Origin of the sequence: Ideonella sp., assembly GCF_036277275.1 — a bacterium.
Taxonomy (GTDB): Bacteria; Pseudomonadota; Gammaproteobacteria; order Burkholderiales; family Burkholderiaceae_C; genus Ideonella.
Map to the genome: position 1 here is coordinate 1 of NZ_DASUNH010000092.1, position 18164 is coordinate 18164.

At 69.4% G+C, this 18164-nt stretch carries 12 protein-coding genes; 5 read left to right on the forward strand and 7 right to left on the reverse strand.

The annotated features are described in order from the left end of the window. From VFY73_RS15885 to VFY73_RS15900, 4 genes are all read left to right on the forward strand, one after another. Positions 1 to 3493, forward strand: a 3493-nt coding sequence (locus tag VFY73_RS15885; RefSeq protein ID WP_329720439.1) for an alpha-2-macroglobulin family protein, incomplete at its 5' end; no start/stop codon positions are given. A 2-nt stretch (positions 3494 to 3495) separates the two neighbouring features. Further along, positions 3496 to 5199, forward strand: coding sequence for a DUF2300 domain-containing protein (locus tag VFY73_RS15890; protein WP_329720441.1), 1704 nt, complete (start codon positions 3496 to 3498; stop codon positions 5197 to 5199). Beyond that, positions 5196 to 5999 carry a YfaP family protein gene (locus VFY73_RS15895; protein WP_329720443.1) on the forward strand — a complete coding sequence of 268 codons (804 nt, stop codon included), beginning with the start codon at positions 5196 to 5198 and terminating at the stop codon, positions 5997 to 5999. Before VFY73_RS15890 ends, VFY73_RS15895 begins: the two co-directional genes overlap by 4 nt. Positions 6000 to 6291: 292 nt before the next feature. Then, entirely contained in the window at positions 6292 to 8019 is a 1728-nt protein-coding gene (locus tag VFY73_RS15900) for a M14 family zinc carboxypeptidase (protein WP_329720445.1), read from the forward strand. Positions 8020 to 8032: 13 nt separating this feature from the next. Here VFY73_RS15900 and VFY73_RS15905 read toward each other — a convergent pair whose 3' ends face one another. The 5 genes from VFY73_RS15905 to VFY73_RS15925 all read right to left on the reverse strand — a co-directional run bounded on the left by VFY73_RS15905 (position 8033) and on the right by VFY73_RS15925 (position 12199). Further along, the gene (locus tag VFY73_RS15905) at positions 8033 to 8518 is read right to left on the reverse strand and encodes a GNAT family N-acetyltransferase (RefSeq protein WP_329720447.1); all 486 of its coding nucleotides are present in this window, start codon (positions 8516 to 8518) and stop codon (positions 8033 to 8035) included. Continuing rightward, on the reverse strand, positions 8502 to 8870 hold the full coding sequence (locus tag VFY73_RS15910) for a VOC family protein (RefSeq protein ID WP_329720449.1): 369 nt from the start codon (positions 8868 to 8870) through the stop codon (positions 8502 to 8504). The genes VFY73_RS15905 and VFY73_RS15910 overlap by 17 nt, the downstream gene beginning before the upstream one ends. A 133-nt stretch (positions 8871 to 9003) precedes the next feature. Beyond that, entirely contained in the window at positions 9004 to 10179 is a 1176-nt protein-coding gene (locus VFY73_RS15915; RefSeq protein ID WP_329720451.1) for a PLP-dependent aspartate aminotransferase family protein, read from the reverse strand. Further along, a complete protein-coding gene (locus tag VFY73_RS15920) occupies positions 10176 to 11585 on the reverse strand; it encodes a cystathionine beta-synthase (protein ID WP_329720453.1) in 1410 nt (469 codons plus the stop codon). The genes VFY73_RS15915 and VFY73_RS15920 overlap by 4 nt, the downstream gene beginning before the upstream one ends. A gap of 164 nt (positions 11586 to 11749) precedes the next feature. Beyond that, on the reverse strand, positions 11750 to 12199 hold the full coding sequence (locus tag VFY73_RS15925; RefSeq protein WP_329720455.1) for an AraC family transcriptional regulator: 450 nt from the start codon (positions 12197 to 12199) through the stop codon (positions 11750 to 11752). Between the two features lie 229 nt (positions 12200 to 12428). On the opposite strand from VFY73_RS15925, the gene VFY73_RS15930 reads away from it, so the two are divergent. After that, positions 12429 to 13631 carry an alginate lyase family protein gene (locus VFY73_RS15930; protein ID WP_329720457.1) on the forward strand — a complete coding sequence of 401 codons (1203 nt, stop codon included), beginning with the start codon at positions 12429 to 12431 and terminating at the stop codon, positions 13629 to 13631. Between the two features lie 23 nt (positions 13632 to 13654). Here VFY73_RS15930 and VFY73_RS15935 read toward each other — a convergent pair whose 3' ends face one another. Further along, positions 13655 to 14581, reverse strand: coding sequence for a LysR family transcriptional regulator (locus tag VFY73_RS15935; protein WP_329720459.1), 927 nt, complete (start codon positions 14579 to 14581; stop codon positions 13655 to 13657). A gap of 113 nt (positions 14582 to 14694) precedes the next feature. Beyond that, entirely contained in the window at positions 14695 to 18111 is a 3417-nt protein-coding gene (locus VFY73_RS15940; protein WP_329720461.1) for a hypothetical protein, read from the reverse strand. Positions 18112 to 18164: the final 53 nt, after the last annotated feature.

Here is an 18164-nt window from a genome sequence, read left to right on the forward strand (position 1 = left end):
CACCCAAACGCTGAAGTTCAGCGGCGCGAGTGGTGCCGACGGTCGCTTCCAGTTGCCAGACAACGCGGCGGCTGGCGGCTACGAGATGATGCTGACGCTGCGCGGCGACAACTACACCGCTGCGTTCCGCGTGGCCGACTACCAGAAGCCGCACTTCGAGATCCAGTGGTTGCCGGACAAGGCCGACTTCGCGACCGGCGACGCGGTGTCCGGCGCGATCCAGCTGAGCTATCCGGACGGCAAGCCGGTGGCCAACGCGCGCCTGTCGTTGAGTGCCCGTGCGCAGGCGCTGAGCATGGTCGAAGGTGAGCTGGAGTACAGCGGCGCATTCCCGCTGAAGCTGTCGCAGGACGAACTGGTGACCGACAGCTCGGGCCAGGCCAAGTTCAAGCTGCCGGCCGCCGAGCAACCGAGCCGTTATGTGCTGACGGTGCTGGCGACCGACGGCGCGGCCTATCGGGTGCGCAGCACGCGCGAGCTGCTGGTCGAGCGCGGCAGCGCCGGTTGGCTGCTGGCGCCCGAACGCCAGTTCTCGAAGCCGGGCGAGAGCCTGAATTTCCGTTGGAGCCCGAGCCGGCGAGCGGCCGATTCGACGCCCGGCCAGCCGGTGAGCTGGGAGTGGCTGCGGCTGGAAGACCGACAACGCGCCGATGGCAAGCTGGCCGCTGGAGGCAACACCAGCGGCGGTATGGCCGCGATCAGCTTCCCGCAGCCGGGCTCGTACACCGTGACGTTGCGCGACGCGCAAAAGCGCATCGTCGCGGCGACCTCGCATTGGGTCTCAGGCGAGGGCCTGAAGGCGCCGGCCGGCAGCATCGGCATCGTTTTCGACAAGGCCCGCTACAACCCTGGCGACACGGCCGAGGCGCTGGTCACCTTTCCCGAGCCGGTCGACCAGGCCTTGCTGACGATCGAGCGCGAACGCGTCGAAGCCGCGGCCTTGTTGACCCGCGGCGGCGAGGGCTTCACGACCGAGCGACTCGGCCCGACGCAGTGGAAGCTGCGGCTGCCGGTGACCGAGGCGATGAGCCCGAACGTCACCGTCTCGGTGGCCTATGCCAAGCGTGGCGACAGCGTGTTCCAGAACCAGGGCCTGAGCGTCGCGCAGCCGCGTGTCGCGCTTGAGTTCAAGGCCGACAAGCCGGTCTATGCGCCGGGCGAGACGGTCAACGTCGAGCTGAGCACGACGGTCGGCGGCAAGCCGGTCGCGGCCGAGGTCGCGGTCGGCGTGGTCGACGAGATGATCTACGTGCTGCAGCCCGAGATCGCGCCGACCATGGACGACTTCTTCTACCACCCGCGGCGCAACAACGTGCGCACCAGCGTGTCGCTGTCGTTCATCGGCTACGACCTCGCGACCAGCAAGCTCGGTGAACTGCCGGGCCGCCGCGGTGACCCGCAACGCGCGGTGAAGGTGCTCGAGCGGCCGCGCCGCGACAACATCGACACGGCCGCCTGGGAACCGCGCCTGCGCACCGATGCGAGCGGCCGCACGCGCTTCAGCTTCAAGATGCCGGATTCGCTGACTCGCTGGCGCCTGACCGGCCGCGCGGTCGATGCGAAGGGCCTGGTCGGTCAGCAGACTGCGTGGATCCGCAGCGACAAGGCCTTCTACGCGAAATGGACCAGCCCGGACTGGCAGCGCGTCGGCGACAAGGCCGACGCCAGCGTCGCGCTGTTCAACCAGGGCCGCGAAGCGCAGGAGGTCGAGTGGTCGGCACAAGGCACCGGCGTCACGCAGCAGGGCAAGCTGTCGCTGAAGCCCGGCGCGAACTTCGTGACCTTGCCGCTGAATGCCGAGAGCCTCGGTGCGCTTGATCTGACGATCACGCTGAAGCACCAGGGCAAGGTGGTCGACAGCCTGTCGACGCCGCTGCAACGTGTGCCGGTGGCCTGGAGCAATCCGCGTGAGCTGGTGCTCGATCTGGCCGCGGGGCCTGCTGCGCTGAGCCTGCCGGCCGATGCGCGCAACGTGCGCGTCACGCTGGCGTCTGATCCGGCGGTCGGCGCGTTCAGCCGTTGGGTCGACGAACTGGTCGAGTACCCGTACGGTTGCGTCGAGCAGACAGCGAGCCGCATGCTGCCGCTGTCGATCGCGCTGCAATCACTCTCAGCAGCGCAGCAGCCGCTCGCGCCGATGCTGACGCAACGCCTGTCGACGGCGCGGCTGTCGCTGGCGCAGATGGCCGGCCCGCAGGCGCAGTTCGGCTGGTGGGGCCGCGGCATGGCCGACGATCCGTTCCTGACCGCCTATGCTTACTACGCCGATTGGCGCGCGACGCAGGCGCTGCGGGCGCCGCTGCCGGCCGAGCATTGGCAGCGCCTGCTCGACGTCTACGCGAAGGACGGTGCGAAAGCGACGCCGCTGCAGCGTGCCCTGGCGTTGCACTGGATGCAGGAGATGGGCTTGCCGGTGGGTTCGATGGTCGATGCGCTGCTCGAAGAGCTGGTCGCGGCGAAGGCCGATGACGGCGCCGCGCTGAACCCGCGCAGCAGCGTCGTGATGCGCGAAGAGTCGGCCGGTGTGCGTGACATTGCGCTGGTGCTGACCGCGCACACGGCCGGCGGCCGTGTCAACCCGGTTCAGCGGGCCGAAGCCGATGCCGCCGCCACGCGCCTGGCCGCGTCGTCGTCGCCGTTCGTGCAAAGCCTGCTGGTGCTGGCCAAGAAGGGTGGCGCTGCGCAGGCGACCGCCTTGCTCGCGCAGGTGCGCGGCGAGCAGCCCACGTTCGACCGCGCGCAGTCGCTGGTCTGGCTGCACAAGGCACTGGGCAGCACGCCGGATGTGCGCGCCGAAGCGGGCAGCCTGCCGGCACCGTGGGTGGCCGCACGCGGCAGCATCGGCCAGCCGCTGTGGACGCTGCCGGCCAGCGCCGCGAAGCCGGCCACGCTGGCGGCCAGCGGTGGCGCCAAGGTCGCGTTTGTCGCGTTCGACAGCAGCGAAGCGGGCAACGCGCCGGCACTGTCGGTGCAGATCGAGCGGCGGCTGTTCCGCGTCGTGCCGCAGGCCAGGCCGAAGGCCGATGGCGCGGCGAGTGCGCCGGCGGGGCAGACCGCGTCGGGGACATCGGACGATGGCCGGTTGACCGTCAAACTCGAACCGGTGGCTCCGGGCACGACGCTCGACACCAACACGCTCTACCTCGATGCCTTGACGGTGAGCGGCCAGCAAGACTTGCGTTGGGGCCTGCTCGAAGTGGCACTGCCACCGGGAGCCGCGGTCGAGTCGGGCACCTGGGGCCTCGATGTGCAGGGCGCCGACGCGGGCCAGACCAGGCCGCTCGAACGCGCGATGCACCAGTCGACCCGCCGGGGTTATGCCGTGCCGGTCGAGAAGCTCGCGGCCGGTGAAGCGGTGACCTTCCGCCACCTGCTGCGCTTCTCCCAGCGCGGCCGCTACCAGCTGCCGCTGGCGCGTGTCTACCGCATGTACGAGCCCGAGGCCAAGGCGCTCGAATCGCGCAGCGGCTGGGCAACGTTGGAGGTGCGCTGAGCGTGTTCCGCCGCTTCGTCTCTTCACCGCTGTGGCGCCGGGTTGCGGGTGCGCTGGCGCTCGCCGCCATGGCCGGCGCCCAGGCGGCGCCACCGAAGCCTGCGCTGGTCTGGCGCACCAATGACGGCTCGTTGGCGCACGCCCCACCGACCGTGGAACCGCCGGCCAGCGCGCCGCTGGGCAGCGTCTGGAAGCTGTTCGTCTACAGCTACCTGCACACCACCGGCGCGCAAGAGCCGGTGTACCGCTGCGAACGCGTGCAGCGCGAGCCGGGCGACGAATACTGTTGCGACCCGGGCGAGAGCATCGGCCGCGACGCTGCGCTGCAGCGCAGCTGCGGTGCCTACTTCGAACCCAAGCGGCTCGGTATCAAGGACGCCGACTGGCAGAAGTTCTGGGCCGGGCGGCAGGCGCCCGCCTGGCTGCAGCCCTTGTCCGGCCTGCAACCGGCCACGCAGGTGCCGGTGGCCGGCATGATCGACGCGTTGCACCGGGTGCCGTACCCGGCGCGACTGGCGGCGAGGCAGGCGCTGCTGCCCAACACCTTGCGTGACGTCGGCCTGCTGGGTTCGCTCGGTAGCTCACCGCGCTTCAAGACCTGGTCCTGGTTCGATCCGCAGGGCGAGCGTTGGGGCGGCGCGGTGGGCTGGCTGGCCGATGGTTCGCCGTTCTGGTTCGGTGGCCCAGGGACGGGCCGTCTCGCGGTGCAGCGCCACGTCGATCTGCTCGCCTCGGCGTGGTCGGCGCGTGGGCTGCTGCACGCACCGCCGGATGCTGCGTCGCTGCAGGCGCAGCCGTGTGTCGACGTGAACTTCTTCAGCCGCTACCCGCTGACTTCAGTGACACGCGACGACAACAAGCCGGCGCCGCTCGGGCCCCTGTTGCCGCTGTCGCGCGGCGGCGCCTACACGCTGCGCTTTGCCAACGGCACGAAGCTCGTCGTGCCGGGGCAGCCCGAGTTCCAGCTGACCGGCAGCGAAAAGGCGCCGCGGCTGCAGGCGCGCCTGCCGCTGGAGGACTACATCGCCCGCGTGGTCGACCGTGAGGGGGATGCGCGCGAAGTGTCGGCGGCGCGTGCACTGGCCATCGCGGCGCGCAGCTGGTTGCGGCAGAACAGTGCGCCGACGGCCGGTGCCGATGGCGCGTGCCTGGAGGTCGACGACGACACGCGCGCACAGCGTGTCAGCCCGCGCCCGCCGACGCAGGCTGCCCGCGCCGCCGCGGCGTTCACCGCCGGCCTCGTGCTCACCGGCGCGCCGATCCGCTACCAGCTCGATGGCGCGCAGCCGCAGGTGATGGGTTGGCGCCAGGCCGTGGCCGCCAGCCGGGCCGGCATGGGGGTCGAGGCGCTGCTGCGCGACGCCTTCCCATCAGCCATGCTCGCGGGTTGGAACGACGAGGGTGATTGCAACCCGATGCCCCGCGCCACGGCGTGGCTGGCCGAACGCGAGCCGCGTTGGCGCAAGGTGCTGCGTGTCGAGATCGGCTACGAAGCACCGGACGGCACACCGCAGGTCTGCCAGTTGACGCAAGGTGTGCCACACGCCGACCTTCGCCGCGGCCGTGTCTACATCCGTGAATGGACCAGCCGCGATGGCCGCGTGACGTTGATCCACGAATACCTGCATCTGGCCTTCCGGCGCCACCCGAACGGGCGCGACGAGGCCTACATCGAGCGCCTGGCGCAGCAATTGGTGGACTCATGAGCTCTGTTCTTCATCGCCTGTCCGTTGCCGTGTTCACGTGCCTTGGCATCGGCACTTCGGTGTCCGCGCAAGACACCGCCCGCACGGTGATCGACACGCCGGCCGGCGGCTGGCGCGCCAGCGACAGCACGCAGCGCGACTTCGTGCAGAGCGTCAACTACCCGGCGTCCAACGTCAACGCCGAGGGCCGCAGCGCCAGTGCCCGGATCGCCGGCCGCATCGCGAAGGGCATTGCCGCGTCGACCAAGGCCGATGGTCGCCAACCCGCACGCCTCGTCGTCGATGGCATCGCCTTGCCGCTGGACGTGGCAGACGATGGCCGTTTCGCCCGGCCGTGGTCTTTCGGCCCCGGTGCGCACGGCGTCTCGGTGCGCTCAGGCGGTGGCGGCAGCGAGCGCCGCGTGCAGTTCTACGAAGCCAACGCCAGCCGCGTGGCCCCGAAGCTGCGCGTGGTGCTGAGCTGGGACACCGACATGACCGACATCGATCTGCACGTGGTCTCGCCCGATGGCCAGCACGCCTGGTATGGCGAACGCGTGGCGCCCAACGGCGGCGCGCTCGATGTCGACGTGACGACTGGCTTCGGCCCCGAGATCTACGCCCACCCGAGCCCGGCGCCCGGCGTCTACCACGTGTACGTCAACTACTTCGGCGCCGGCGAGCAGCAGGACGCGATCACCGTCGCCCAGGTCGCGCTGGTCGAGAACGAGGGCACGCCGCGCGAGAAACAGCAGGTGTTTCGGGTGCCGCTGCGCAAGCCCGGCGAGCTGACGCTGGTGCGCTCATTCGTGGTGCCCTGATTGATGCACGTCGACATGAGTCGGATGCAAGGCGCCGTGCCGACGCCCGTTCACCGACGTGCCGGCGATAGATGCGGTCCAGGTGCTCGGGCGACCAGCACGCGACGGCGGCGAGCGCCGGCAGGTTGTTGCAGCACGTGGCCGATGTGCTCCATCACCCGGCGCAGGCTGCCCGCGACGATGCGACCCTATCCTTCGACGATGCGGTGCGAGTGACAATTCCTGCGTCGCCGGTGCGTCCGGTTTCGACGACCCGATTGGCCGAACGGGCGCAGCGGTCGACAATCGCCGCATGCAAACAATCAACGATTGGGCAACCCCGTTCGAGCAGGGCAACGGCAACCAGACCACCACCTGGCAGGCGTGCATCGCCTTCCACCAGCGGCTGGCGCAGGCCTTCGGGCAATGGCTGAGATTCGAGGAGGCCGGCCGCTCCGATGGCGGCACGCCGATCCACGTCGGCGTATTCTCGGCCGACGGTGTGTTCGACCCGCAGGTCGCGAAGGCTGACGGCCGGCCGGTGTTCCTCAACAACAACGGCATCCACCCCGGTGAGCCCGAAGGCATCGACGCCTGCATGGCGATGCTGCGCGACCTGTGTCTGGATCCGGCGAGGCGCGCAGCGCTGGGGCGCACGGTGCTGGTCTACATCCCGGTCTACAACGTCGATGGTGCGCTGAACCGCGCCGACACCAGCCGCGTCAGCCAGAACGGGCCGGAGGCCTTCGGCTTTCGCGGCAACGCGCGCCACCTCGACCTGAACCGCGATTTCATCAAGGCCGACAGCCTGAATGCCCGCACCTTCGCGCAGGTGTTCACCCGCTGGGATCCGGATGTGATGGTCGACACCCACACGTCGAACGGCGCCGATTACCAGCACGTGATGACGCTGATCGCGACGCAGCCCGACAAGCTCGGTGGCGTCACCGGCCGACATCTGCGCGAGGCGATGTTGCCGGCGCTGTATGCCGACATGGCCGAGCGCGGTTTCCCGATGTGCCCCTACGTCAATCCGCTGAAGGAGATCCCGGACGACGGCATCGCCGACTTCCTCGATTCGCCGCGCTTTTCCACGGGCTACGCCGCGCTGCACCACACGATCGGCTTCATGCCGGAGACGCACATGCTCAAGCCCTTCGAAGCCCGCTTGCGCAGCATGCGGGCCTTGGTGGAGAGTGCGCTGGCCTACACGGTGGCGCACGGCGATGCGATCCGCGCCGCGCGCGCAGCCGATCGCGCGGCTGTCTCGGCTGGTGCGTCGGTGGCGCTGAACTGGCAGCTTGACCTGCAGCACAGCCGCCCGTTCCGCTTCAGTGGCTTCCAGGCGGTGTACGAGCCGAGCCGCCTGGGCCACTACCAGCGCCTGCGCTACGACCGCACCGTGCCGTGGCAAAAAGACATTCCGTACTTCGACCGTTACGAAACCACGGCCAGCACCGTGCCGCCCCGGGCCTACCTGCTGCCGCAGGCCTGGCATGATGTTGCGTCGCGCTTGCAGGCGCATGGCGTGTCGCTGCAGCGCGTGGTGCGTGCCGGCCATGTGCCTGCCGAGGCCTACCGCATCGAGCGCTTCGAGAAGCGGCGTGAGCCCTTCGAAGGCCGGCACCTGCACGATGTGCTGGACGTTCAGCTCGAGACCCTCGACGCTTCGTTGACCGAGGGCGATTGGCTGGTGCCGCTGGGTGGGCCCCATGACCGATTCATCGTCGAGGTGCTGGAGCCCTTGGGCATCGACAGCTTTTTTCGCTGGTCGTTCTTCGACAGCGTGCTGGACAAGAAAGAGCACTTCAGCGACTACGTGTTCGAAGACGAGGCCGAACGCCTGCTGGCCGCCGAGCCGGAGTTGCAGCGCCGCTTCGAAGCCTGGAAGACCGAGCACCCCAACCTGCTGGGCGACCGCGAGGCGGTGCTGAACTTCATCTTCCTCGGCGCGCGCCGCTACGCCGAGCCGGAGTGGCGGCGCTACCCGGTGCTGCGCCTGCTCGAACTGCCCGACAGCCTCGTCGCCGCGCAGGCCTGAGGCGCCTGGCTGTTCAGCGCGAGGCGCTCGCTGGCGGCTCCAGGCCGCCGGCCTGCATCTCCCAACCGTGCTCGCCTTCACCGACGATCACGAAGCCCAGCCGTTCATATAGCTGCCGCGCCGGGTTGGACTTCAGCACCTTCAGCTTCAGCGGCATCTGCGCGGCCAGCGCCTCGGCCTGCAGCGCACGGATCAGCGTGGCGCCGATGCCGTGGCCTTGGAAGGCGGGCATCAGCTGCACCTGCAGGATCCACCAGGCTGCAGGCTGGCGCCAGAGCTTCCACAGCCCGACAGGCCGGCCATCGACCTCGATCACCTGCGCCTCCTCCCAATGGCTGCGCACCCGTTCCTCCATCTCGGCCGGCGTCTGGACGATGCCAGCGGCGCGGTGGTGTGGGTCCATCGCTGTTTCGCGCAGGTGCAGCAGGAAGGGAACGTCCGCCTCTGCGGCGGGGCGCAGCGTGAACGCCGGCGTCGGCGCATCAGTCGAGCGCGGCATCGGGCGCTTCCCAATAGACCTCGATCGCATGACCGTCGAGGTCTGCGCAGCGATACGACACGAGGGTGTCGTCCTGGTACAGCGGTTTGACGATCTCGACACCGCCGTCGCGCATCCGGCGGTGCAAGGTCAGCACCGAGTCGGCGTCGCCGAGCCGGAAGCCGAGGTGGAACCAGGCCGGCATCGGTGCTGGTGCGGCATCGTCCATCAGCGCGAGGTCGAAACCTGCATCGTCGCGCAGAAAGCTCAGGCATGCGCCGCGCCGGCCAACTCCCAGACCGAACCAGCGGCCATAGAACGCCTCGGCGGCGGCGCGGTCGCGCACATGCAGATGCAGGTGGTTGAGGTTCATCGTTCGCTCCCCGGGTGAACCGCCGCGGCGTGCCATCCGCTCGCGGGCGGATGCATTGACGCACACAGCCCAGGGGGCTGACAAGTGCTGCCGCGTCGCCGGTGGCGTCCGCGGCGCATCGCTCAGCGCGACATCACACCGCCGCGAGCGCCCGCGTCAGCTCGTCCTGCAGATCCTGCACGTCTTCGACACCGACCGACAGCCGGATCAGCGTGTCGCCGATGCCGAGCTTGGCGCGCTGCTCTGCCGGGATCGACGCGTGCGTCATGATCGCCGGGTGCTCGATCAGGCTTTCGACGCCGCCCAGGCTTTCGGCCAGCGCGAACAGCTCGCAGGTCTCGAGGAAACGCCGAGCGCCTGCCAGGTCGCCCTTCAGGTCGATCGAGATCATGCCGCCGCCGGCACGCATCTGCCGCTTGGCCAGCGCGTGCTGCGGGTGGCTTTCCAGGCCCGGGTAGTGGACCTTCGCGACCTTCGGCTGTGCTTCGAGCCATTGCGCCAGGTGTAGCGCGCTCTGCGAATGCCGCTCCATCCGCAGCGCCAGCGTCTTCACGCCGCGCAGTGCCAGGAACGAGTCGAACGGCCCGGCGATCGAGCCGATCGCGTTGTGCAGGAAGGCCAGTTGCTCGGCGATCTCGGCATGGCGCGGTTCACGCCCCACCACCGCGACGCCACCGACCACGTCGGAGTGACCGTTGAGGTACTTGGTGGTCGAGTGCACGACGATGTCGAAGCCCAGCTCCAGCGGGCGCTGGCCCCAAGGGCTGGCGAAGGTGTTGTCGGCCACGGCCAGCAGGTTGTGCTGGCGCGCGATGCCGGCCACGGCTTCGAGGTCGATGAGCTTCAGCAGCGGGTTCGACGGCGTCTCGACCCAGACCATCTTGGTGTTCGGGCGGATCGCCTCGCGCACCGCGGCCGGGTCGGTCATGTCGATGAAACTGAACTGGTGGCCGGCCGAGCGCCGGCGCACGCGCTCGAACAGGCGGAACGTGCCACCGTACAGGTCATCGCTGGCGATGACGTGGGCGCCGCTGTCGAGCAGTTCCAGCACCGTCGACATCGCGGCCAGGCCGGAGGCGAAGGCGTAGCCGCGCTGCGCGTTTTCCAGGTCGGCCACGCAGCGCTCGAAGGCCTCACGGGTCGGGTTCTGCGAGCGCGAGTACTCGTAGCCCTTGTGCACACCGGGGCTCGATTGCACGTAAGTCGAGGTCGCGTAGATCGGCGGCATGATCGCGCCGGTCGTCGGGTCGGGGTGCTGCCCGCCGTGGATCACGCGGGTGTTGAAGCCGTGCTTCTTGTTCGTCGTCATGCGAGATTTCTCCGCAGGTGGTTCAGCAGGTCGAAACGGGTGATGAGACCATAGAAGCCGTCGCGGTCGGCGATCACCGCGACCAGACCCTGCTTCAGTGTGGCGGTCAGTGCGGCGAAGCCGGCGTTCGGCGCCAGCGTCTCGACGCGTTCGCTCATCGCGCTCTTCACGGTTTCACGGAAACCGGCCGAGTCACCCTGCACGCGCAGCAGCAGATCCGACTCGTCCAGCAGCCCGACCAGGCGGCCGTCGACCAGCACCGGCAGCTGCGAAATGTCGGCCGCACGCATGCGCTGGAAGGCGGTCAACAGGGCGTCGTCGGGCGACACGCTGACGACGGCGTCGTCTTCCATCCGGCGCGAGATCAGGTCACGCAGGTCACCCACCACCGGGCGCGTCAACAGGCCTTGGTCGAACATCCATGCGTCGTTGTAGACCTTGGACAAATAGCGCGTGCCGGTGTCGCAGACGAAGGTGACGACGCGCTTCGGCGTGGTCTGCGCGCGGCAGTGGCGCAGTGCGGCGGCCACCAGCGTGCCGGTGGACGAACCGGCGGCAATGCCCTCGCGCTTGAGAAGCTCGCGCGCGGTGCTGAAGCTCTCGGCATCATCGATCGTGTAGGCGTGCTTGACCCCCGACAGGTCGGCGATCGACGGGATGAAGTCCTCGCCGATGCCTTCGACGGCCCATGAGCCGGCTTCGCCGACCTTGCCGGTGGCGATGTAGTCGCACAGCACTGAGCCCTTCGGATCGGCCAGCACGAACTCGGTGGCCGGGTCGACGCGGTTGAAGTAGCGCTTCAGCCCGGTCAGCGTGCCGCCGGAGCCGACACCGCAGACGACGGCATCGACGCGGTGGCCCATCTGTTGCCAGATTTCGGGCGCGGTGGTGGTCTCGTGGGCCAGCGGGTTGGCGGGGTTGTTGAACTGGTCGCTGTACCAGCTGTCGGGGATCTCTTTCGCCAGGCGGGCGGCGAAGTCTTGATAGTAGGCGGGGTGGCCCTTGCCGACGTCGGAGCGGGTGGTGTGCACCTCGGCACCGAGCGCCTTCAGGTGCAGCACCTTCTCGGCGCTCATCTTGTCGGGAACGACCAGACACACCTTGTAGCCCTTGGCGCGGGCGACCAGCGCGAGGCCCAGGCCGGTGTTGCCGGCAGTGGCCTCGATCACCGTGCCGCCGGGTTTCAGGCGCCCGTCGCGCTCGGCCGCTTCGATCATCGCCAGCCCGATGCGGTCCTTGATCGAGCCGCCGGGGTTTTGCGATTCGAGTTTCAGGAAGAGCTGGCAGGGACCGGTGTTGAAGCGGGTGACTTCGAGCAGCGGCGTGTTGCCGATCAGGTCGAGCACCGCGGGGCGCGATGCCGGATCGAAGGTCGGCCCGCAGGCCGTGGCAGGAGCAGTTGTCATGTGTCTCCGAAATGGCTGTGGCCCCACGGGGCGGGTAAGCCCTGGGGCGTTGCTGATTTGCGCTGGTCGCGCAGGGGTTGTCAGCATACGCCGTGCCGAACACGAGTCGATATGCGGACGGCGCATGTGTGCGCTGCCAGCGGCGGGCCCGGGCCGGCGCCCGGCTAAGAAGGCTGGCGGGCCCGCCAGCGCGACGGCGGCATGCCGAGCCGGGCCGCGAAGACGCGCGAGAAATGGGCCTGGTCGGCGAAGCCGCAGGTGGCGGCGATTTCGCCCAGCGGCAGTCCGCGCTGCTGCAGCAACTGAAGCGCCAGATCGATTCGTCGCTGCAACAGCCACTGGTGCGGCGGCTGGCCTGTGGCGGCGCGGAAGGCCCGCGCAAAGTAGCTCGGCGACAACCCCAACTGGGCCGCCACGTCGCCAATCGAGATCGGCAGCCCCAGGTTCGTTCGCATCCAGTCGCAGGCCCGACGCAACTGCCAAGGAGCCAGCGCGCCCGGCGGGGTGGCCGGCAGCCGCCCGAGGCCGGTGTGACCTGGCGCCGCAGTCGGCCGCAGCGCCGCTGTGAGGTGGTCGGCCAAGGGGGTGTCGATGTCGCCGTGCATGGAAGTCATGGGCCCGCCGATCTTCCCGGCGGCCACGCCGTTTTGCCAGCCGGGCCGGCCCCTAAGAAGAACCACCGGGGGGTCTAAGTGGAATCACCAAGGGGGGTAACAGCATGTGCCCGCGGCGGTTTCATGCAAGACGGCGGGGTGCCGCCGTTCCGACAATCCGCGACGTTCGAGCAGAAGGGAGCAAGCGCCTGCACGTTGCGAGCGTCTTGCCGATCGAGGAGACAAGCCCATGGGCCCTGCCGTTGGCGCGCTGCGGCGTGCATCCATCCCCCCTTGTTCGTCGCGCGGTCGCAAGGCCCTGGCGCCGCTCGCGATGGCCTTGCTGGCGGCCTTCAGCGGCCACAGTCTTGCGCACGACGGCGCGGGTGCGGCGGGCGAGCGGATCGTCGGCCAGGTCAAGGTGCCGGACACGTTCAAGCACCCGGGCATCTTCGCCACGCAGACGAGGCTCGACACCTTCAGGGCGGCCGCCAACTCGAGCAACCCGAGCGTGATGAAGACTGGCTATGGCGCGGTGACGGCGGACTCGCGCAGTTCGTATGACTACCAGCACCATGCGCTGGTCGATGTCGAGGTGGTGGGCGGCGCGAGCGGCCCCGAAGAGGCGCGCTACAAGAACGACGCGATGGCCGCCTATCTGAACGCGCTGCGCTGGGTGAAGACCGGCAACCACCAGCACCGTGACCGCGCGGTGATGATCTTGAACGACTGGGCGCGCACCTTCCGCAGCTTTTCGGTCGCGCCGGGCACCAACGCCGAGCAAACGCAGCTGGAGGCGGCCTGGATGCTGCCGGTGTGGGTCAGCGCGGCCGAGATCATCCGCCGCTACAACAACGGCCAAGCCGGCTGGTTGTCGACCGACATCAACACCTTCAACGGCTTCGTCGACCGCCAGTACAGCCACGCCGAAAAGGCGCGCACGCGGGTCAACAACTGGGCGGTGTCGGCGGCGCTGGCGATGATGGCGGCCGGCGTCTACCAGGACAACAAGGCGCGCTATGCGGCCGGCCTGCAGCGCATGACCGAGATGATCCCGCTGTCGGTCTTTGCCAATGGTGAGGTCAACGAGTTGCGCGATCGTGACTGCGTGCACCCGCAGTACAACCTCCAGGGCCTGACGCAGGGCGCCGAGATGGCGACGATCCAGGGCGACACCTCGGTCTGGCTGTACCAGCCGCAGGGCGAGACCAAGCCGCGCCTGGCCAAGGGGCTGGAATACATGGCCAAGTCGCTGCGCCTGGGCCGGGGCGTGCGCGACTGCCGTGGCGCGACGATGGAAGCCGGCTACATGGACATCGCGGTCAACGGCTACATGAACCGCGGAGTCGCGATCCCGAACTTCCAGACGCTCGCGAAGGAGCGCCGGCCCGACAAGGGTTCGATGCAGTTCCTCGGCTGGACCACCGCGACGCACGGTCGCGACGACTACTGATCAGAGCGGCGCGCAACGCCCGCTCAACCGGGTTGGGATTGCGCCGCCACGCCCTGTGGCAGGCTGCGCACCAGCTCGGTCAACAGCTGCGTGGCATGGCGCTGCAGCGGGGTTGCGCGCTTGCGGGCCGAGGTGGCCAGGCACAGGACGCTGGCCAGGCTGGGCTCGACGATGGCCTGGGTCACCAGTTCGTCGGCGCGCCCGGAGGCAACCACGGCACTGGCGTTCAGCACCGCGTGGCCGTAGCCGGCACAGACGAGGTCGATGATGGCCGCGATGCTCGAGACTTCCCAGGCGATGTTCAGCACCAGCCCGGCCAGCGTGGCCTGCGATTCAATGAGCCGGCGGATCACATGTTGGCGCTCTGGCACCACCAACGGGTAGCGCGCCAGCGACTTCAGCGCGACCGTGCCGCGGGCCTTGCCGGCGCTCGCCCGGGCAGAGCTGACCAGGCACAGCGGCTCCTGCAGCAGCGGCTGGATCGTCAGGTGATTCGTGGACTCCGGGTTGTAGACCAGGCCCAGGTCGACACGGCCGCTGCTGAGCCATTCGCCGATGTGCGACGACAAGCCCTCGACGATGGCCAACCGGGCTTTCGGCAACTGGCGCTGGAAGCCGTCGATCAGCGGCAGCGTCAGCTGGCGGCCGATGCTGGGCGGCAGCCCGATCGTGATGTGGCCGACCGGCTCGTCGCGCCGCGCGCCCATGTCGTCACGTGCCTGTGCCACCTGGTTCAGGATCGCGATGCTGTGCTCGAACAGGCGCTGGCCGGCTTCGGTCAAGGTGACGCCGCGGCCATTGCGCAGCAGCAAGGTGTCGCGCAACTCGACTTCCAACGCGCGCACTTGACGGCTCAGCGCCGGCTGCGCCATGTTCAGCGCCAGCGCTGCCTTGCTGAAGCTGCCCAGCTCGGCGACGCTGACGAAGTATTCGAGTTGCTTGAGGTTCATGCGGCTCTGATCTCAAGGAACGAAGGGCCGTTCTCGGGGGAAGGGTCGGGCACAGCCCGGACCTGGGGCGCTCAAGTGCGTCGGGATGATAAGGCGCGACCCTTTGATCGGCCTCAGGGCTTCGGCGCGCCTGGCTTGAAATACAGCGCAGCCTGACCTTCGATGGATTCGCGTGCGGCAGGCGACAGGTACCAGCCCAGTGGCACCAGGTCGCCGTTGTCGAGTTGGTCGTAGAACAGTGGCGTCGGTGCGTCCGGCTGCGCGGCCAGCTCGGCGGCCAGTGCGGCCGGCATCTGGCGACCATGGGCACCGATGCCCGAGACGTTGACCAACGCCACCAGTGGCCCGAACAGGTCGGCCAGCAGGTCCAGCCGGTGCCGATCGGCCGGGCGCAGCAGGTCCGCCTTCAACTCGGCATCGCTGGGGTGCACGCGCGGGTCGAGGCACGGCACCGGCGGGCCATCTCGCGGCGCGCGCTCGCAGTCGATGCGCGGCTGGCCGTTGCGGATCAGGATCAACCGCGCTTTCCACGGCGGCGGCAACCAGCCCTGCAGGCTGCGCCACAGGTCGGCCAGACTCGCACTGCCGCTGTTGTCGTGGTAGCCGCCATCGGCCAGGTGGCCGCGCGTGCGTGGCTTGCCGGGCTCGGGCGGCAGCGCCGCCAGCGGGTTGATGAACGGGAAACGCGCTGACGCATGCGCCGCGGTGATCAACGGTGGCCAGGCGCCGAGCTCGGCCACCAGGTCATGGCTGGCCGGCATGTCCAGCCCGTCCAGTGTGCCCAGCACCGCTCGGTTGCCCGATTCGACCCAGGTGCTGTTCAGCAGCATCGGCGGCACGGTCGGTGGGTTGCCTTCGGAGCTCGGCAGATCACCGAGCGAGTCGCCGAGGTGGTCGAACTGGCGAATCCATTCGCGCTCGAAGGGCTGGGCTCGGCTCAAATGCACGCAGCCGGGCTGGCTGCAGGCCAGGTTCAGCGGGCCCATCTTCATCGTGGTCGGCAGTACGCGGGCAAACGCGTCTTCGAACAGCAGGCTCCCGAGCAGTGGCGACAAACCGTCGAGTTGCCGGAAGCCCGTCTCGACACACGCTCGCACCGAGCCACCGTTGCGGGTGTGGGCCAGGCAGGCCCGGTAGACCGCGATACCGACCGCGCCGCCGGAGACACCACTCAGCGCGGCGATGCGCTTGTCGATCGCCGGATCGGCGTCGTGCAGGCGGGCCAGCACCTGCGCCGTCCAGTAGGCACTGCGGATGCCGCCGCCCTCGGCGGCGATCAGCAGCACCTCGGCCTGTTCCGGCGGCGGGTTGGCCGGCAGCTCCAGCACCCAGCTGCCGAGCACCTGGCCGGGCGGCTGACGCGGGCCGGGAACGCGGGTGTCGGCCCGCGCGACGAGTGGCGCGCTGGCCTGGTCGACCGACTTCAGCGCCAGCGTGGCGAACACCGCCAGCGCCACCGCGACGAAGCCGCGGACCAGGTTGAAGCGAGGCGCGCTCCAGCGTGGAAACAGGCGGTTCGGCCCTTCGTGTCGGTAGCAGAACAGCAGCCATTGCGCGCTGCCCATCAGCACCAGCACCAACATCGCATTGACGCCGTGCCAGCGCAGCGTGGCCAGGTCGGCCCCGCGTGGTGCCGTCAGCGGCAGGCGGTGGTTGTCGACCCAGCCCAAGCCGGCGAACAGCGCCACCAGGACGAGCAGCAACAGGCTCCAAGCGACAGCGCGGCGCTGCTCGGCCAGCGTCAGCAGCCCGGCCACACCCAACCACCAGTTCAACGCCAGCGCCAGCAGCGCGATCGTGGCCGGCGCTTGCGCCGTCACGTCGGGCCGCCAGGCCATCACGATGCGCAGTGCGGCCATCAGCAGCAAGGCGATCAACGGCCAGATGACGGGGTGCACGAGCGGCCACAGCCAATGCGACAGCAACTGGCCAAGCGGCTTGATCCAACCCCAAATCCGTTGGCTGCGTTGGATGCAAGGGGCCGGATTGGCTGGGGGGCCGCTGAGGTCACGCAGTGCGTTGCGTCGTTTCAGCACGTCGGAGTCGCCCCAGAGCAGTTTGTAGAAGTCCGGTTCGCTGTTGTAGTAGTCGGCCGGCTCGGCCAGCGCCAGGCGGCGACGCAGTTGCAGCAGGAACAGCCCGAAGCCCAGCGCCACCGCGCCAAACCCGAGCAGGCCCAGCAACGTGCCGCTCAACTGCCCGGCCACGGTGCCGGGCGTGGCCGCGCGCAGGCCGGCCGTGATGGCATCGCCGACGGTGTAGGCCACCAGCCCGGCGACCATCACCAGCGGGATCAGTGACACGGCTCGTGCCCAGCCGCGCGCGAACGCGCCCACGCGATCCGGCACCAGCGCCCCGCCGCCCAGTGCCAGGCCCGGCCGCTTGACCATGCCGGCCAGCCGCGTCCACATCCAGCACGAGTAGGCCAGCATGCCGACCGACACCGCGCACAGCACCTGCACCACCCGGCGCCACCACAAGGCACCGGGGCTGGCCGCGGGGTCAGGGTAGGCCAGTCCGAGCAGCACGTCGCGGCATTGGTCCAGCACCAGCGTGAACAGACCGAACATCGCCAGCACCACCAGCACATAGCGGCTGCGACCGACGACCCCGGCCACGCCAGCGCGCCAGGCCGCACGGGCGATGGCTTCGTCGCGCTGCAGGCCCTGCGCAAGGTCCAGGTCCAGCCCGAACCACCAGACCAGAGAGCCGATCGCGATCGGCAACATGGCCAGGCCGATCATCACCGGCTTCAGGTGATGCGCCCATGACATCGGGGCGGGCAGTGCAGCCTGGGCGGCCAGGCTGCAGGCGGTGCGCGCATCGGCCAGCCCGATGAGTGCGAGCACCACGACCCCTCCGAGCAGCACGGCGCCCAGGCTGCGACACAGCATGCGATCACGCTGGGCGGCCGGCGCGCTGGCCCAGCGCCACAACACCGCCAGCAGCGCGATGCCGATCAGCAGGCTGGCGCCGGCGGCCCAGAGGCTGACCCCCAGCCGCAGTGCGCCGGCGAAGTTCTCGACCAGATCCACCAGCACCAGCGCCGCCACGCTGCCCACGCTCAGCCAAGGCAGCGCCCGCGAGGTGATCTTCGCCACCAGACCGGGCCCCGGTTGCAGCGCATGGTGCAGACACCGCGCGGTGGCCAGGAACAACACCGCATACAACGGCACGAAGAGGGCGCTGTCGACCAGCACGTAGGCGGCGGCGCTGCGCCAGCGCAACGCGAACTGGCACCACAGGTTCACGGCGGCCGACACGCTGTCGCCGCGCGACCAGCCGAGCAGGTCTTCGATGCCATAGCCCGACGGCAGGCGCAGCGCGAGCTGGGTCGTCAGCAGCGCCAACGCCACCACGCCGCTGCCGGCGGCCAGCCAGGCCAGCGGGGTGATCGAGTAGTCGGCATCACGGCCCTGACCGCCGGTGTGGTCCGGCTTGGTGGGGACACGGCCGTCGCCATTGCCATCCGATGGGGCCTCGGCCTCGTCGGGATGCTGAACCGCCGTGCTGCCTTCCGCCATGGCCATTGCGCGCTCCTCACCGCTGGGGTGGGCGCGAGCATAGTCGGACCATCACGGCT